The organism is Paenibacillus sp. WC2504 (genome assembly GCF_052682475.1).
Window position 1 is genome coordinate 3,160,206 of the sequence record NZ_JBQZFH010000001.1, and the last position, 16,937, is coordinate 3,177,142.

At 47.9% G+C, this 16,937-nt stretch carries 13 protein-coding genes and 1 other annotated feature; of the genes, 8 read left to right on the forward strand and 5 right to left on the reverse strand.

Translation table 11 applies throughout. The features are described 5' to 3' along the window. Positions 1-68 precede the first annotated feature (68 nt). Positions 69-314, forward strand: a binding site (T-box leader). Positions 315-383: 69 nt separating this feature from the next. Next, positions 384-3,152, forward strand: a complete 2,769-nt coding sequence (gene ileS, locus ACUN27_RS13825; protein ID WP_445560628.1) for an isoleucine--tRNA ligase — start codon at positions 384-386, stop codon at positions 3,150-3,152. A gap of 55 nt (positions 3,153-3,207) precedes the next feature. Here ileS and ACUN27_RS13830 read toward each other — a convergent pair whose 3' ends face one another. Then, positions 3,208-3,948 (reverse strand): TraR/DksA C4-type zinc finger protein, encoded by a 741-nt coding sequence (locus tag ACUN27_RS13830; protein WP_315951379.1) that lies wholly within the window; start codon positions 3,946-3,948, stop codon positions 3,208-3,210. A gap of 179 nt (positions 3,949-4,127) precedes the next feature. On the opposite strand from ACUN27_RS13830, the gene lspA reads away from it, so the two are divergent. From lspA to ACUN27_RS13845, 3 genes are read left to right on the forward strand one after another with little or no spacing between them, the layout of a single operon-like run. Continuing rightward, positions 4,128-4,646, forward strand: a complete 519-nt coding sequence (gene lspA / locus ACUN27_RS13835; protein ID WP_315951511.1) for a signal peptidase II — start codon at positions 4,128-4,130, stop codon at positions 4,644-4,646. Between the two features lies 1 nt (position 4,647). After that, positions 4,648-5,571 (forward strand): RluA family pseudouridine synthase, encoded by a 924-nt coding sequence (locus ACUN27_RS13840; protein WP_315951378.1) that lies wholly within the window; start codon positions 4,648-4,650, stop codon positions 5,569-5,571. 31 nt (positions 5,572-5,602) lie between these two features. Beyond that, positions 5,603-6,757: an aminotransferase A gene (locus tag ACUN27_RS13845; RefSeq protein WP_445559050.1), complete on the forward strand. Its 1,155-nt coding sequence runs from the start codon at positions 5,603-5,605 to the stop codon at positions 6,755-6,757. A 51-nt stretch (positions 6,758-6,808) separates the two neighbouring features. Here the strand turns inward: ACUN27_RS13845 and ACUN27_RS13850 are convergent, their stop codons facing one another. The 4 genes from ACUN27_RS13850 to ACUN27_RS13865 form a co-directional block, all read right to left on the reverse strand. Then, the gene (locus ACUN27_RS13850) at positions 6,809-7,930 is read right to left on the reverse strand and encodes an N-acetyldiaminopimelate deacetylase (protein ID WP_326060541.1); all 1,122 of its coding nucleotides are present in this window, start codon (positions 7,928-7,930) and stop codon (positions 6,809-6,811) included. Positions 7,931-7,950: 20 nt separating this feature from the next. Continuing rightward, positions 7,951-8,661 carry a 2,3,4,5-tetrahydropyridine-2,6-dicarboxylate N-acetyltransferase gene (gene dapD, locus ACUN27_RS13855; RefSeq protein WP_127452012.1) on the reverse strand — a complete coding sequence of 237 codons (711 nt, stop codon included), beginning with the start codon at positions 8,659-8,661 and terminating at the stop codon, positions 7,951-7,953. Positions 8,662-8,768: 107 nt separating this feature from the next. After that, entirely contained in the window at positions 8,769-10,655 is a 1,887-nt protein-coding gene (locus ACUN27_RS13860) for an ABC transporter ATP-binding protein (RefSeq protein ID WP_326060540.1), read from the reverse strand. After that, positions 10,652-12,376: an ABC transporter ATP-binding protein gene (locus tag ACUN27_RS13865; protein ID WP_315951374.1), complete on the reverse strand. Its 1,725-nt coding sequence runs from the start codon at positions 12,374-12,376 to the stop codon at positions 10,652-10,654. The genes ACUN27_RS13860 and ACUN27_RS13865 overlap by 4 nt, the downstream gene beginning before the upstream one ends. 448 nt (positions 12,377-12,824) lie before the next feature. Between ACUN27_RS13865 and pyrR the strand changes: the two genes are divergently transcribed. The 4 genes from pyrR (at position 12,825) to ACUN27_RS13885 (ending at position 16,926) form a co-directional block, all read left to right on the forward strand. After that, on the forward strand, positions 12,825-13,379 hold the full coding sequence (gene pyrR / locus ACUN27_RS13870) for a bifunctional pyr operon transcriptional regulator/uracil phosphoribosyltransferase PyrR (protein ID WP_161406028.1): 555 nt from the start codon (positions 12,825-12,827) through the stop codon (positions 13,377-13,379). 2 nt (positions 13,380-13,381) lie between these two features. Then, entirely contained in the window at positions 13,382-14,281 is a 900-nt protein-coding gene (locus ACUN27_RS13875; protein ID WP_326060581.1) for an aspartate carbamoyltransferase catalytic subunit, read from the forward strand. A gap of 19 nt (positions 14,282-14,300) precedes the next feature. Further along, positions 14,301-15,584, forward strand: a complete 1,284-nt coding sequence (locus tag ACUN27_RS13880; protein ID WP_315951373.1) for a dihydroorotase — start codon at positions 14,301-14,303, stop codon at positions 15,582-15,584. Positions 15,585-15,741: 157 nt separating this feature from the next. Beyond that, positions 15,742-16,926, forward strand: coding sequence for a carbamoyl phosphate synthase small subunit (locus ACUN27_RS13885; RefSeq protein WP_315951372.1), 1,185 nt, complete (start codon positions 15,742-15,744; stop codon positions 16,924-16,926). Positions 16,927-16,937: the final 11 nt, after the last annotated feature.

Sequence of the window (16,937 nt, forward strand, 5' to 3'; positions counted from 1 at the left end):
CGGCTGCCAGGCAGCTGTCATATTGACTATGTCTAGTGAATTCGTTATACTCCTTTTATTAGTATCTCAGTAAAGCTATGACTGGAACGAGTAAGTCGCCTAAGCAGTGTCAGCGAATTAGGGTATTGGTGTGAGCCTAATCTCTGCAGCGTACCGAATATCTCCCAGGAGCGTCTCTTGAATCAAGTAGAGAGAACCGGGTCATGCCGTTATACATGATCGAGTGAATGAGCGTGAAATTGCTGCGTTTAACGCGTCTTTTCGGTGGCTCATTAACGAGGGTGGTACCGCGAGTAGAGTTTCTCGTCCCTTTTAGGGGATGAGAGGCTTTTTTTGTTTTTTTGGATGATAAAATGTGTGAAGGTAAGAATGGAGTGGTTGAGTTGGATTATGGCAAAACATTAAATTTATTACAAACCGATTTTCCGATGAGAGGGAATTTACCTCAAGCGGAGCCGAAAATTCAAGAACATTGGGATGCCGAAGACATCTATGCCAAAGTGCAGGAGAGTCGCAAAGGCAGAGAGAAATTTATTTTGCATGATGGACCTCCATACGCCAATGGGGATATTCATATTGGACATGCACTTAACAAAGTGTTGAAAGATGTGATTGTTCGCTTTAAAACGCTGCAAGGATATGACGCTCCATACGTGCCAGGCTGGGATACACACGGCTTGCCGATCGAGCAGGTGATTACGAACAGCGGGAAAGTCGATCGCAAGAAAATGACGGTCCCTGAATTCCGTGAATACTGCAAAGAATACGCGCTGCAATCCGTTGAGAAACAGAAGAGCCAATTCAAACGTCTAGGTATTCGAGGCGATTGGAAGAATCCGTATATCACTTTACTGCCGGAATATGAAGCGGGACAAATCCGTGTATTCGGCAAAATGGTGCAAAAGGGTTACGTTTATAAAGGTTTGAAACCTGTATACTGGTCCCCGTCTTCCGAAAGCGCACTAGCTGAAGCGGAAATCGAGTACAAAGAAAAAACATCCTCATCCATCTATGTGGCATTCCCGGTTAAAGACGGGAAAGGCAAGCTTCCTGAAGACGCAGCAATCGTCATCTGGACGACTACAGCTTGGACGCTTCCTGCCAACTTGGGAATCTCCTTGCATCCGGAATTTGATTATGCTGTGGTGCAAGCCGGTGGGAAGAAATATGTGCTGGCGAAAGGCTTGCTGGAAGCAGCGGCCAAAGAAATCGGCTGGAGCGATTATGAAGTATTGTCGACAGTGAAAGGTCAAGAGCTGGAGTACGTGACTTGCCAGCATCCTTTCTATGATCGCGAATCCCTTGTTATGGTTGGCGAGCATGTTACGCTTGAAGCCGGTACAGGTTGTGTACATACGGCTCCAGGTCACGGGGAAGATGACTTTGCCATCGGTCAACGCTATAACCTCGGGGTCCTTTGTCCTGTGGATGACCAAGGTCATTTCACAGGGGAGGCACCTGGATTTGAAGGCATGTTCTATGAAAAAGGCGGCAAGCTGATCATTGAGAAACTGCAGGAATCAGGCTTATTGCTAAAAGCAGGGGAAATTCAGCATCAATATGCGCATGACTGGCGTACAAAGAAACCGGTTATTTATCGTGCTACGGAGCAATGGTTTGCTTCAATCGATAAATTCAGACAAGAGATGTTGGATGAAATCAAGAAAGTAAAATGGACGCCAGAGTGGGGAGAATTGCGCCTGCACAACATGATCGCCGATCGTGGAGACTGGTGTATTTCGAGACAACGTTCATGGGGCGTACCCATCCCGATTTTCTATTGCCGCAGCTGTAATGAACCGCTCGTCAATGAACAAACGATTGAGCATGTGGCACAGCTATTTGAGCAAGAAGGATCGAACGCTTGGTTTATCAAAGAAGAGAAGGACCTGCTTCCTGCGGGAACTTGCTGCTCGAAATGCGGTCATGGCGAATTCCGCAAGGAAACAGACATCATGGATGTTTGGTTTGATTCCGGTTCCAGCCACGTAGCCGTGCTTGAGGCACGTCCTGAGCTTCAATGGCCGGCAGATTTGTACCTGGAAGGTTCTGACCAATATCGTGGTTGGTTTAACTCTTCCTTGATTACCGGTGTTGCGACGAAAGAGCAATCTCCTTACAAAGGCATTCTAAGTCACGGTTTCACATTGGACGGAGAAGGACGCAAGATGTCCAAGTCCATTGGGAACACGATTGATCCTAATGTGGTTTGTGGCAAGCTTGGTGCTGATATTCTGCGTCTATGGGTATCCTCTGTGGATTACCAATCAGATCACCGGATTTCGGACAACATTTTGAATCAAACAACGGAAGTTTATCGCAAAATCCGTAACACGATGCGTTTCTTGCTCGGGAACTTGAGTCACTTTAATCCAGAGACAGATCGTGTAGCTGTTGAAAATATGTCAGAGCTTGACCGTTATGCATTGATCCGTCTGAACCGGATGATTGATAAGGTTATCAAAGCTTATGATGCTTATGAGTTCAACATTGTATATCAAACGATTCATCATTTCTGCGCGGTTGAAATGAGCTCTTTCTACTTGGATATTATCAAGGACCGCTTATATGCGAACGCACCGCAAGATCCAGCACGGAAAGCTTCGCAAACGGTATTGTATGATTCATTAGTTGCTGTGACTAAGCTAATTTCACCAATCTTGGCTCATACAGCTGACGAAGTATGGAAGTACATCCCTGGAGTAGCATTAAGCAGTGTTCAGTTGGCTGAGCTGCCGGAAGTGGATTCGAGCTTGTACAATGTGGAATTGGAAAATAAATGGAACAGCTTCCTTGATATTCGCGACGAAGTGTTGAAAGCACTAGAAGAAGCGCGTAAAGAGAAAGTCATCGGTAACTCCTTAGGGGCTGCTGTGCACCTGTATCCGAGTGAAGCGACTTTTGGCCTGCTTAGCCAACTTGAACAGTTGGATCAATTGTTCATCGTGTCCGCTGTAAGTGTACATCAGCCAGGAACGAGTGCACCTGAGGGGGCTCATCAGACGAAGGATTTAGCTATTGCTATTGAAGTAGCGGACGGCGAGAAATGCGAGCGCTGCTGGATAGTGACTCCAGAGGTTGGGCAAAGTAAAGAACATCCAACACTATGCGTCAGATGTAATGACGTGGTTACTGCTCATTACCACGAGTAAGAAACGAGCAAACGAGCTTGCGCTGTTATAGCGAAGCTCGTTTGTCCTGTTTATTTTAGAGCGGCTCGTCATCAAGGGAACGGTTTTCCGGCTCAAGAAAAGGGTCGCCTTCATCGCTGTGCATATAATCCCGGTAAGCTTTGCTGCGCACAATGGTGACATGCTCACCATATAAGTCTGTCGCTACGAAGCTTTCGAAAGATTCAACATAGCCGACATTTTCATCAGCTTCAATATACATTTCGTTGTAATTCTCAACGTTTGGGTCTTCTGCGAAGGCAGGCGTATTGGATGTGCCCCAGCTTTCAACGATTTGCCAAGCGTCCTCACCGTCAAATTCGGTTTCGTCATTACGCTCGTCAAAGCTTGTCCGGCCAAAAGGCGGATAAAGCACTTGCTCCTCAACCGGTCTTCTGATGGACTGTTCTGGATCAGGCACATGCTCTTTGCAGTAGAGCGTAGTTGGAATGGCCTGCAAGCGTTCAAAAGGAATTGGGCTATCGCAAAAGATACAGTGGCCATAGTCACCTTTTTCCATATGTGCTAGGGCTTCATCAACCTGCCTCAAGTGAAATTCAGCATGCTCATTGAGCGAGATATCTTTTTCACGTTCGAAGATTTCTGAGGCCACGTCAGCAGGATGGTTATCATACATTGAGAGTTCACCCGTACCGTCTCTGAAAGAGTTTGACAGGCCATAATGATCGTTCGTGGCAAAATGTTTTTCAAGACCAAGCTTTTCCTCCAATAATTGCAAATATAATTGATTTGATTGCTCCTCGGTTAGATGGCTCATAGGTCGTACAGCTCCCTTCTTACAGCTGATCCTTACCGTTATAATGCCGAGCAGCCGCGTTTTTTAGTGAGGTAATTCCTTGAAATTAAGGTACCTTTCTTGCTTAGGGATATATGTGAATGTTTATGAAGTGGGTTTTTGCAGAGGCAGAGCTCTTAGGAGGAAAAGAAATGAAGTATATGAAGTATTATTTCTATGCGTTAATCGTGTTTATTTTGGATCAAGTGTCCAAATGGTTCATCGTAAAAAGAATTCCGCTTGGCGAAGAAAGATCTGTCATTGGCGAGTTTTTCATGATCACTTCCCATCGAAACCGGGGAGCCGCATTCGGCATTTTACAAAACCAACGATGGTTTTTCATTATCATTACGACTTTTGTGTTGATCGGTATCATCTGGTATATGCGTCGGACAATTCGTGAGAATAAAACATTGTTGACATGCGCACTTAGCTTACTCCTCGGGGGAGCTATCGGAAACTTTGTAGACCGCGCGTTATTCGGAGAAGTCGTGGATTTCCTGCAGGTGACTTTTGATTTCAGCTTGTTCGGTAAGGACATTTATTACATTTATCCGATTTTCAATATTGCTGATTCCGCCATCGTGATCGGGGTTATCCTCATTTTCTTAGATTCAATTCTTGCGTGGAGAAAAGAGAAAAAAGGAGCCGCTCATGAACACAAATCAGACCTCGTCTGACATGGCATCTCAAGATGTTATCGAATGGACAGTTGATAAAGAGTATGCGGGTGAACGGATCGATAAATTCATCACCGAAGCGTTGGAAGAAGATGTGTCCAGAACCTTGGTGCAGCAATGGGTCAAAGACGGGCATGTTAAGGTAAATGAGAAAACGATCAAACCTAACTATAAGCTCTCGGAACAGGATGCGATTTCGCTGCAAATACCTGACCCGCAAGGTGTCGAGCTGATTGCTGAAGACATTCCGCTTCAAGTGGTATACGAAGACGCGGATGTCATCGTCATCAACAAGCAGCGCGGGCTCGTTGTTCATCCTGCGCCAGGGCACTATTCAGGTACGTTAGTGAATGCCTTGATGCATCATTGCAAGGATCTTTCCGGAATCAACGGAGAACTTCGTCCTGGCATTGTACACCGCATCGATAAGGACACATCCGGCTTGATTATGTCAGCTAAGAATGACAAGGCACATGCGAGTCTGGCTGAGCAATTGAAGGCACACACGGTTAATCGCAAATATATCGCGTTAGTCCACGGACACCTTCAGCATGATCAAGGCACGATCGATGCGCCGATTGGACGCGATTCACATGACCGTAAGATGTACACGGTGACGGAGAAAAACAGCAAGCATGCGGTGACTCATTTCGTCGTGCTGGAACGTTTCGGCGATTTCACTTTGGTGGAACTCAAGCTAGAAACGGGGCGAACGCACCAAATTCGCGTGCACATGAAGTTTATTGGACATCCCTTAGTCGGAGATCCGATGTACGGCAAGAGCAAAGGGATGTTGATGGATGGTCAAGCGCTGCATGCCGCAGTGCTAGGCTTCGAGCATCCTCGGACAGGGGAATGGCTGCAGTTCGAAGCGCCGATTCCTTCGGACATGGAGCACCTACTGCAAACGATACGAACATCCTAAGGTTCATCTGATGGGGAGAGGAGCGAATCATATGGAGCATTTAATTAATCCACAAGTAAAAGACATTCAGATTTCGGGTATTCGTAAAATCTCCAATCTGGTCAGCACCATTCCGGGTGCACTGACGCTTACGATCGGACAACCGGATTTCCCGACGCCGCGGCATATTATTGAAGCGGGACAGAGGGCGCTGGACGAAAATAAAACCGTCTATACGCAAAATCCGGGTTTGCTTGAGCTTAGACAAGCGGTATCTCACTTTGTGAAAGTGAAATATGGCCAAACCTACCGTGCAGCAGATGAAATCATCGTGACTGCCGGCGCAAGCCAAGCGGTCGATATTACGCTGCGGACCATTCTTACGCCGGGTGCGGAAGTCATCTTGCCAGCACCGATTTATCCGGGGTACGAGCCATTGATTCGGCTAGCCGGAGGGGTTCCTGTCTATGTGGACACAAGAAAAAACGGCTTGAAATTAACAGCCGAACTGTTAGCACCACATCTAACAGACAAAACGCGCTGCGTGATCTTGTGTTATCCGTCCAATCCAACGGGCCAAGTGCTGTCGAAGCAAGAGTTGAATGACTTGGCACAGTTGTTGGAAGACCGTGAATTATTCGTTTTATCCGATGAGATATACAGCGAGCTTGTTTATGGGGAAACGCATCAATCCATTGCAACGATCGGCAACCTGCGTGAAAAAACGATCGTCATCAATGGGCTGTCCAAATCTCACGCCATGACAGGATGGCGGATTGGCTTCACCTTGGCGCCGGCTAACATAACGGAGCATATGGTCAAGGTGCACCAATACAATGTCACCTGCGCCAGCTCCGTAAGCCAATACGCGGCTTTGGAAGCATTGACAGTAGGGATCGACGATGCACTTCCGATGCGAGCAGAATATGAAGCTCGCCGAGACTACGTCTATAATCGTTTGCTGGCCATGGGCTTTGAGCTGGATAAGCCGGATGGGGCGTTCTATTTGTTCCCGTCCATCGCCAAATTCGGATTATCCTCGCAAGAGTTCACGATGAGACTGCTTCAAGAAGAGCATGTCGCGGTCGTGCCTGGGGATGCTTTTACCTCCTACGGGGAAGGTTTTATCCGTATCTCCTATGCGTACTCGCAGGAAGTACTGGAAGAATCGCTGAATCGTGTGGAACGTTTTATCAGCAAATTGTAAGACGCAAAAAACCTCCAAAGCTCTAAGGCTTGGAGGTTTTTTTGTATCCACTTATTGAGATTTAAAATGGAAGTAAGCTGTAATGGTGTTAATAGCAACTTCAATCGCCCGTTCATCCGGGTCAAGCTTGGCATTGTGCAGTCCGTGAGGCGTATCTACCCCTAACCAGAACATGAAACCGGGAATTTGCTCCAAAAAGTAGCCGAAGTCTTCACCGGTCATAGCTTCTGTACATTCCACAAGCTGAACTTGATCGGTTGTTCGCAGCCACGCCATGAACTCCCCGGTCAAAGCAGGATCGTTAAAAACTTGACGGTAGTTTGAACCGTAATCGATCGTTACTTTGCATTCAAAAGAGCTTTCGATGCCAGCTGCGATGGCCTCAATCCGTTTCTTGATCTTGTCCATCGAACCAGCGGAAAGCGTGCGAATCGTGCCTTCCAAGCGCCCCTTTTCGGCAATGATGTTCTGTTTGGTGCCAGCCTCCATTTTGCCGATGGTCACGACAGCCGAATCCAGCGGATTCACATTACGGGAAACGATGGTTTGTAGTTGGCCAACCATTTGCGTCGCCGCGATAATCATGTCATTCGCTTGATGCGGGTAAGCTGCGTGTCCGCCTTTGCCTAGCAGGTCGATGAACAACTCAGAAGTGTTGGCGAACAAGATCTCAGGGCGTGTGGCAATGGTGCCAACCGGGTATTCAGGCGCGATATGGAGGGCAACCATTTGATCCGGCATCCAGTCCTGCAGTTCTTCCGAAGCAAGCATGGGCATTGCGCCCCCAGGTCCTTCTTCAGCCGGCTGGAACAAGACAACAAGATCATCCTTCATAGGCTGTTCAACAAAATGGGTGATCACGCCCATCCCGATAGACATGTGAAAATCATGACCGCAGGCGTGCATGTACCCAGGATGCTGCGATGGAAACGGAAGTGTGGTTTCTTCCGTAATCGGCAGCCCGTCCATATCCGCCCGATAGCCAAAGCGTTTGGTCGGATTTGTTCCTTTGATATAAACCAAAATGCCTGTCCGCCAAGTCCGGATGCTGATCCGATCCTGAGGCAGCTTAGCAAGTTCGTCTAAGAGCAGCTTTTGCGTCTTGAACTCTTGAAAGCCCGGCTCCGGGATTTGGTGAAGCTGACGACGCAATGCGATGAAAGGGCTAGACATAGGTGTTCCTCCAGATGATCTTACAGGGTACGCAGATCTTGTAAGATTTCTGTTTTGGATTTTGTTTTATCGTCAACTTTCTTGATTACACGAGCAGGAGCGCCTGCAACAACCGTGTACTCTTCAACATCTTGTGTAACGATAGCGCCTGCAGCTACTACGGAACCTTTACCAATGCGAACACCTTCCAGGATAACGGCATTTGCGCCTACAAGCACGTCATCTTCGATAACGCAAGGTTGTGCGGAAGGAGGCTCAATAACGCCGGCAACAACTGCACCTGCGCCGATGTGACACATTTTACCGATTTGCGCTCTGCCGCCAAGAACAGCGTTCATATCGATCATGGTGCCGTCGCCTACGGATGCACCGATGTTAATAAGAGCGCCCATCATGATAACCGCGTTGTCTCCGATATGTACTTTATCGCGAATAACCGCACCTGGCTCGATACGAGCGTTGATTCCTTTCAGATCAAGCATAGGAATTGCGGAGTTGCGGCGGTCTGATTCAACCACGTAATCAACGATTTGCTCTTTGTTGGCTTCAAGCACAGGGGAGATTTCGCTCCACTCGCCAAATACGACGCCGCTGCCCCCGGAAATGAAGGATTGGCTGCCTTCTCCGAATTCAATACCTTCAAGGTTTCCTTTTACATATACTTTAACGGGAGTTTTTTTCTTGCTTTCTTTAATAAACTGGATGATTTCTAACGTATTCATTTCGCTCATGGTGACATCTCCTTAAATTAAATTGACTCTCCTATATTATCAGATAGGGGGCGACGTGAAAAGGACTGCGTACCGAGTCGAATCAACTCGCGTGCGCAGTCCATTGATTATGAGATGGCTTTTGATGCAAATTGGCTGTTATACAGGTCGGCATAGAAGCCATTTTGCGCTAAAAGCTGCTCGTGTGTCCCCTGTTCAATAACAGTTCCATGATTCATCACCAGAATGAGATCAGCGTCACGGATGGTGGATAAGCGATGGGCAATAACAAAGCTCGTTCGGTTCTCCATCAGATTGTTCATCGCCCTCTGAATGGAGACTTCTGTGCGGGTATCTACAGAGCTTGTCGCTTCATCAAGAATCAAAATCGCTGGATCCGCCAAAATTGCTCGAGCAATGGTAAGCAGCTGCTTTTGACCATGGGAGAGATTGGAAGCTTCTTCATTTAAAATGGTGTTGTATCCATCCGGTAGCGTTCGAATGAAATGATCGGCATACGCTGCGCGAGCCGCATTCACGATTTCTTCCTCGGATGCACCGTCTCGCCCGTAAGCGATGTTCTCCCGAATCGTGCCATTGAACAGCCACGTGTCTTGAAGCACCATGCCGAACAGTCCACGAAGGTGGCTGCGAGACATTTTACGGGAATCAACGCCGTCGATAGATATCGTTCCGCCTTTTAGCTCATAGAACCGCATGAGCAGGTTAACGATGGTCGTTTTCCCCGCACCGGTCGGGCCGACGATAGCCACGGTTTGACCTGGCTCGACTTCGATGTTCATATGCTCAATGAGCGGCTCATCCTTTTTATAGGAGAAAGCGACCTCGTTGAACTGGACATGCCCGCGCACCTGCGTAACGGACTTGACTGCGGTGTCCTCGAGTACCTCTTCAGGCTCATCCAGCAGTTCGAAGATCCGTTCCGCGGCTGCAATGGTGGACTGAATAATGTTTGCGATGTTCGCAACCTGCGTGATGGGCATCCCGAATTGCCCGGAGTACTGGATGAAAGCCAAAATATCGCCAATTTTGATCACGCTGTGTGTCACCATGATACCGCCAATGACACTGACGAGTACATATCCAATATTTCCGATAAATGACATGAGGGGGAAGATCATCCCGGAAATAAATTGTGCCTTCCATCCGGAATGATACAACCTGTCATTGATTTCATTGAATTTCTCAATAGAGTGGCGTTCACGCCCGAATGCTTTGACAATGGTATGTCCCGTGTACATTTCCTCGACGTGGCCATTGAGCTCGCCAAGTGTTTTTTGCTGACCTTTGAAATATTTCTGGGAGCGGGAAGCAATCATCTTCGTTGCCATAATGCTTAAAGGCAGTGTGATGATGGTAACCAACGTCAACAGGGGACTAATGGTGAGCATCATAATGATAATCCCGACCAGCGTGACGATGGATGTGATTAGCTGAGTTAAACTCTGCTGCATGGTCGAAGAGATCGTATCGACATCGTTCGTTGCACGACTCATCGTATCTCCATGACTGCGGGAATCAAAGAAAGAAAGTGGTACCCGAGTCAGTTTATCGCTAATGTCTTTGCGGAGATTAAACACAATTTTCTGAGTAACACCAACCATAATCCTTTGCTGGATAAAAGTTAAAACAGAGCTGAATAGGTAAAGCGCAGCTAGTATCAAAACAATTTGAAGCAGCGCATCAAAGTCAATTCTCGCGCCGGGCACACCCTTCAGCTTAGCCATAGAGCCTTCATACAGCTTTGTTGTTGCATTCCCCATAAGCTTGGGACTAACGATGCTGAAAACTGTACTGAGCACGGCTGCTATAAAAACAGAAATGATTGATACTCGAAAAGGTTTCATATAGCCGGACAGCCGACGCAAGGTACCTTTGAAATCCTTTGCTTTCTGGACGGGCATGCCCATCGCACCCATACCGCCTCGGCCAAAATGAGCTGGATTAACACCTTGGGAGGAAGGACGCTGCCCGTTTCTCGGTTGATCACTCATGCAATTTCCTCCTCTGACAGCTGGGAAGCCACGATTTCTTGATATACACCGCAGGTGCTCATCAGCTCGGCATGTGTGCCGATCCCGGCAATGCGTCCGTCTTCTAGTACGATAATCCGGTTGGCATCCATGATGGTGCTGACTCGCTGAGCTACGATGATTTTCGTCGCTTGCGCGGTTTCAGCTTTAAGTGCCGCTCTCAGCTTTGCGTCCGTTTTGAAATCAAGCGCAGAGAAGCTGTCGTCGAAGACGTAGATTTCCGGTTTGCGAGCGAGGGCTCGAGCAATGGCTAACCGCTGCTTCTGGCCACCGGATAAATTCGTGCCTCCCTGAGCCAGGATGGATTGATAGCCGTCTTTCAATTCGGCAATGAAATCTGCGGCTTGCGCTGTCTGCGCAGCCTGTTGGATTTCTTCCTCCGTCGCAGACTCGCGTCCGAACCGGATGTTGTCGGCAACCGTACCGGAGAAGAGCGCTGCTTTTTGTGGGACATATCCAATTTGTTGCCTCAGGCTATCTATTTTCAATGTTGGCAAAGAATGGCCGTCAATCGTAATGCTGCCTTCATTAACATCATAAAAGCGCAGCAGCAAATTGATCAGGGTCGTTTTGCCAGAACCCGTACCGCCAATAATGGCTGTTACTTCACCCGGCTCTGCGCGGAATGAAATATCACGGATCGCAGGCTGCTCGGCGCCAGGATAGCTGAAGGTTACATGTTTAAATTCAATCGCTGCCTGATCGGAGGGAAGGGTCTTTGCCTCTTTGGTATTATGTATCGTGGAGGTCAAAGCCAGAACTTCATTAATACGTCCGGAAGAGGCGGAGGCTCTTGGAATCATCATGAAAATCATTGTCATCATGAACATTGAAAACATAATTTGCATCGCATATTGAATGAAAGCCATCAAATCGCCAATTTGCATCTGTTGGCTATCAATGCGTATTCCCCCATACCAGAGGATCACGACAATCCCCAAATTAAAAACCAACATCATGATTGGCATCATCGTCGCCATGATTGTGTTCACTTTGATGGCTGTTTGGGTGTAATCAAGATTCGCTTTTTCAAACTTCGTCTGTTCATGACCGGAACGGTTAAAAGCGCGAATGACTCGGATACCGGTCAAATTCTCGCGAAGCACGAGATTGATGGCATCTATTTTGACTTGCAGCACCTTAAATAGAGGAAGCCCTTTGGACATGATTCCTATGATTGCTAATGCGAGAATCGGAATGACGGCAATGAGGACAATGGCCAGATGGGCATCCTTGTAGGTCGCCATGATTACACCGCCGATCAGCATTGTCGGCGCACCGATGAACATCCGCATCATAACGATCACTTGCTGTACTTGTGCGATGTCATTGGTGGTTCGTGTAATCAGGGAGGAGGTGCCGACCTTGTCAAACTCATTTAATGAAAAGCTCTCGACATGACTAAAAAGCTTGCGGCGCAAATCTCTGCCGAATCCAGTAGCTGTCCGTGCCAGCAAGTAGCTGGCGATCATAACGCAAACCATCGCGCCCATAGCTACCAAAAGCATGTAGGCCCCATAACGGAGAATATAGGCAACATCCCCATTCAAGACTCCGACATCGACGATGTCCGAGAGCAAAGTGGGGAGATACAGTTGGGACAATGACTGAAGGAGCATTAAGGCGATGATGGCTGTAACTGAAACTTTGTACGGATTCAAAAGTCTAAACAGTTTGAACAAATGTTTTCCTCCTTAGGGAATTGTGAATAAACGCCATAATGTGAATTTTGATATGTAAATTATAACACATGATAAAATATCTGTTCAAAAATTCAATGGAATTCATATTGACTTATTGTGTCGAAAGTGGCATAATTCTTTTAATTACATATGTACCTTTAAAAACAGTCCAGAGAGGCTGGCAAGGTAGTCGATAAGAAAAGACGGGATAAATTGAATCGCGAATTCAGTTTATGAACAAGCTTGGGGATGTGCGCATCCTTATGCCCCGCTCTGTATCTTTATGCACGCTAACTCCTTGCCAATGAATGGGCAAGGAGTTTTTTGGTGTGTTTTAACCTGGCCAAAACTCAACTAATGCTTACGATGCCAGTTTTGCTAAAGCAAAACACAGCAGATGCTTACGATGCCAGTTTTGCTAAAGCAAAACTCTCAGGAGGCGAATCAAATGAACGAAGCAGCCGAACACACGATTATAGACGAAATGGGAATTCGCCGTGCTCTTACGCGGATTGCGCATGAGATACTTGAAAAGAATAAAGGGGTAGAAAATTGTACCCTAATTGGGATTCGGACACGAGGCATTTATTTAGCGAAGCGAGTCGCTGAGAGAATCTTAGAAATCGAAGGCGTACCGGTTCCTGTCGGCGAGATTGATATCACTTCGTATCGAGACGACCGCGTCAAAGTGAAATCGGTCGAGAACGTTCAGGAAGGCGGCCGCATCCAAATTCAAGACCGGAAAATCATCCTGTTCGACGATGTCCTGTTTACTGGACGCACCGTGCGGGCAGCTATGGACGCTTTAATCGATTTAGGCAGGCCGCAAATGATCCAGTTGGCCGTGCTTGTGGACAGAGGGCATCGCGAACTGCCGATACGCCCGGATTATGTAGGAAAGAACGTACCTACCTCCAAAAGTGAAAGCATTGAAGTGCTGCTAACGGAAATCGACGACAAAGACGGCGTCATTATACTTCAACAGAGGGGGAAACAGGAGTGAGCATGGTGAGTACACAAACCAAACATTTTCTAGGACTAAAAGGGGTAAGCGCAGATGAGATCATAAGCATCCTCGATCGCGCGGCCTATTTTGAACAGAGTCCTGCGAAAGTGACCAATCAATTTAATGGCAAATTCGTTTCCAACTTATTTTTTGAAAATAGCACAAGAACCCGTTTTTCCTTCGAACTGGCGCAAAAACGTCTAGGAGCGGATGTCCTGAACTTCTCGGCAGCGGAGTCCAGCGTACAGAAAGGCGAGTCCATCTACGACACAGTCCGCACATTGGAGTCGATGGGGATCGACGCTGGCGTTATCCGCTTGAAGCCGAACGGCGTGCTCCAGGAGCTCGCGGAGAAAATCAAAATCCCGCTTATTAATGCGGGTGACGGCAACAACGAGCATCCGACACAAGCGCTGCTCGACTTCTACACGATGCGCAAGCAGTTCGGCGCCATCAAAGGGCTCACCGTCTCTATCGTCGGAGACATTCTGCACAGCCGCGTGGCACGCTCCAATCTGTGGGGACTGCTCGCACTGGGCGCGAAAGTGCAATTCTGCGCACCGGCCAGCATGCAGGCTCCAGAACTCGCAGAGTTCGCGCCATATGTGTCCTTCGACGAAGCGCTGAAAGCAGATGTCGTGATGATGCTGCGTGTGCAGCTGGAACGCCACGACACAGGGCTGCTTCGCTCCGCAGAGGAATACCGCGAGCAATATGGTTTAACGGTAGAGCGTGCAAGCCGTATGGCACCTCACGCGATCATCATGCATCCGGCTCCGGTTAACCGCAACGTGGAACTGGACGATGAACTGGTTGAACATGAGAAATCAAAAATTTTCACACAAATTGCTCACGGCGTGCCGATTCGTATGGCAGTCATCGAACGAGCTTTATCATAAAACAGGGGGACTTACCACAATGGGCATTTGGATTCTAAACGGAACGACAGTTGACGTAAATAATGTACAAGCGAAGAAACACATTTTAGTTGAAAATGATAAAATTGCTCAGGTTCTGGACGCAGTTGAAGGTTCAGCGCCACAAACCGAAGGACATGAAGTCATCGATGCAGCAGGTAAATTGGTAACACCTGGCTTTATCGATATGCATGTTCACTTGAGAGAACCTGGGTTTGAACATAAAGAAAATATTGCGACGGGAACGCGTTCCGCTGCAAGAGGCGGATTTACAACGATTGCTTGTATGCCGAATACAAGACCCGTCATCGATACGGTAGAGACGGTGAATTACATATTGGACAAAGCAGCTACAGAAGGCGTAGTGCGTGTCCTTCCTTACGGCACGATTACCAAAAACGAGCTTGGCCGCGAGTTGACGGACTTTGCCGCGCTGAAAGAAGCGGGTGTCATCGGTTACACGGATGACGGCGTAGGCGTGCAAAGCGCGCAAATGATGAAGGATGCCATGGCGTTGGCCGCATCCATCGGAATGCCCATCATCGCTCACTGCGAGGATGATACGCTTGTCGTCGGAGCGCCGGTCAGCGAAGGCTCTTTCGCCAAGAAGCACGGCCTCAAAGGCATTCCAAATGAATCCGAAGCGATTCATGTTGGCCGCGACGTGCTGCTGGCTGAAGCAACCGGTGTTCACTACCACGTATGCCACGTTTCTACTGAGCAATCAGTTCGCTTGATCCGTCACGCGAAACAGTTCGGAATTAAAGTTACCGCAGAGGTTTGCCCGCATCACCTGGTGCTATCCGATGAAGATATTCCAGGGCTTGACGCGAACTGGAAGATGAACCCGCCGCTGCGCACACCGCGCGATGTGCAAGCCGTCATCGAAGGGCTTGAAGACGGGACGATCGATATTATCGTTACGGATCACGCTCCTCACTCGGAAGAAGAGAAGGAGAAGGGCATGATGCTGGCGCCATTCGGTATCCTTGGTTTCGAGACAGCCTTCAACCTGCTGTACACGAAATTTGTGCTGACCGGCAAGTGGACGCTTGGTTTCCTAGTAGACCGTATGACTAAGAAACCTGCTGACGTCTTCGGACTTCCATACGGAACGTTGAATGTAGGCAGCGTAGCAGACATTACAATTGTAGATTTGGAAACAGAACGCGAAGTCCTCAAAGAAGAGATTGTTTCACGCAGTAAAAACACACCGTTTATCGGATGGAAACTGAAGGGGTGGCCCGTTGTTACCATCGCTTCCGGAAAAATCGTTTATTCATAAAAACGACACGAACGATCTATACGGCAACCCGAAAATCGTGTATATTTATACAAACTGATCATTTTTTATGCAAGTCTACGCATAAAGATGGTAACAAATAAGCATGACATCTGCGATTCGTTAGAATCGTTGACAATAGTGAAGGAGCTGAACATACATGCAGGCAAGATTGTTGCTGGAAGACGGCACGCTTTTTACAGGAAAATCGTTCGGTAGTGAAGGAGAGTCCGTTGGTGAGGTAGTATTCAACACGGGAATTACAGGGTATCAGGAGGTCCTTTCCGATCCGTCCTACTGCGGTCAAATCGTAACGATGACTTATCCATTGGTGGGGAACTACGGTGTGATTCGTGATGATTTTGAATCCGTACGCCCATTCATTCATGGCTTTGTCGTTCGTGAACATGAAGAAATTCCAAGCAACTGGAGAGCGCAATACACGCTTGGCAGCTTGCTTAAGGAATACGGCATCGTAGGCATCAGCGGTATCGATACGCGCATGTTGACTCGTAAGATCCGTCACCACGGCGTTATGAAAAGCTTGCTGACAACTTCCAATAAATCAGTTGCCGAGCTAACTGAAATCCTGAGAGGAACTTCCCTCATGACAGATCAAGTTGCTCGCGTCTCCACGAAAAGCGTGTACGGAGCACCAGGTCACAAAGAGCGTATCGTATTGGTTGACTTTGGAGCAAAAAGCGGAATTATCCGCGATCTGAGCAAACGCGACTGTGACGTTGTTGTTGTGCCTCAAGATGCAACAGCGGAACAAATTCGCCGCCTTGCACCAGATGGTGTCCTGCTGTCTAACGGCCCTGGGGATCCCAAGGATGTTCCTCACGCTGTCGAAATGATCAAAGGTTTGCTTGGCGACATCCCGCTTTTCGGAATTTGCTTGGGTCACCAGCTGTTCGCCCTCGCTTGCGGCGCTGACACGGATAAACTGAAATTCGGTCACCGCGGCGGTAACCACCCTGTGAAAGATTTGGCTTCCGGCCGTTGCTATATTACTTCGCAAAACCATGGCTACACAGTAAAAGATGAGTCCGTTGCCGGAACTGATCTTGAAGTGACGCACATTAACAATAATGACCGTACAATTGAAGGTTTGAAACATAAGAAATTCCCAGCTTTCTCGGTTCAATACCATCCGGAAGCCGCACCTGGACCTTTTGACTCCAGCTATCTGTTCGATGATTTCATCTCGATGATTCGTCAGCACAAACTAGATCATCCAGAACAGCCGCGCCAAGCACAAATGCTTGCTCAATGGAAAGCGTCCGCGGCATCGACATCTGTAAGTAAAGCTTACGAAGCAAGTTTTGCTGAAGCAAAACTCTAGGGAGGAACTGT

Coding starts and splice junctions, on each gene's coding strand:
- ACUN27_RS13830 (WP_315951379.1), bottom strand. CDS start 3,948: ATGAGCCATCTAACCGAGGAGCAATCAAATCAATTATATTTGCAATTA.
- lspA (WP_315951511.1), top strand. CDS start 4,128: ATGAAGTATTATTTCTATGCGTTAATCGTGTTTATTTTGGATCAAGTG.
- ACUN27_RS13840 (WP_315951378.1), top strand. CDS start 4,648: ATGGCATCTCAAGATGTTATCGAATGGACAGTTGATAAAGAGTATGCG.
- ACUN27_RS13845 (WP_445559050.1), top strand. CDS start 5,603: ATGGAGCATTTAATTAATCCACAAGTAAAAGACATTCAGATTTCGGGT.
- ACUN27_RS13850 (WP_326060541.1), bottom strand. CDS start 7,930: ATGTCTAGCCCTTTCATCGCATTGCGTCGTCAGCTTCACCAAATCCCG.
- dapD (WP_127452012.1), bottom strand. CDS start 8,661: ATGAGCGAAATGAATACGTTAGAAATCATCCAGTTTATTAAAGAAAGC.
- ACUN27_RS13860 (WP_326060540.1), bottom strand. CDS start 10,655: ATGAGTGATCAACCGAGAAACGGGCAGCGTCCTTCCTCCCAAGGTGTT.
- pyrR (WP_161406028.1), top strand. CDS start 12,825: ATGAACGAAGCAGCCGAACACACGATTATAGACGAAATGGGAATTCGC.
- ACUN27_RS13875 (WP_326060581.1), top strand. CDS start 13,382: ATGGTGAGTACACAAACCAAACATTTTCTAGGACTAAAAGGGGTAAGC.
- ACUN27_RS13880 (WP_315951373.1), top strand. CDS start 14,301: ATGGGCATTTGGATTCTAAACGGAACGACAGTTGACGTAAATAATGTA.
- ACUN27_RS13885 (WP_315951372.1), top strand. CDS start 15,742: ATGCAGGCAAGATTGTTGCTGGAAGACGGCACGCTTTTTACAGGAAAA.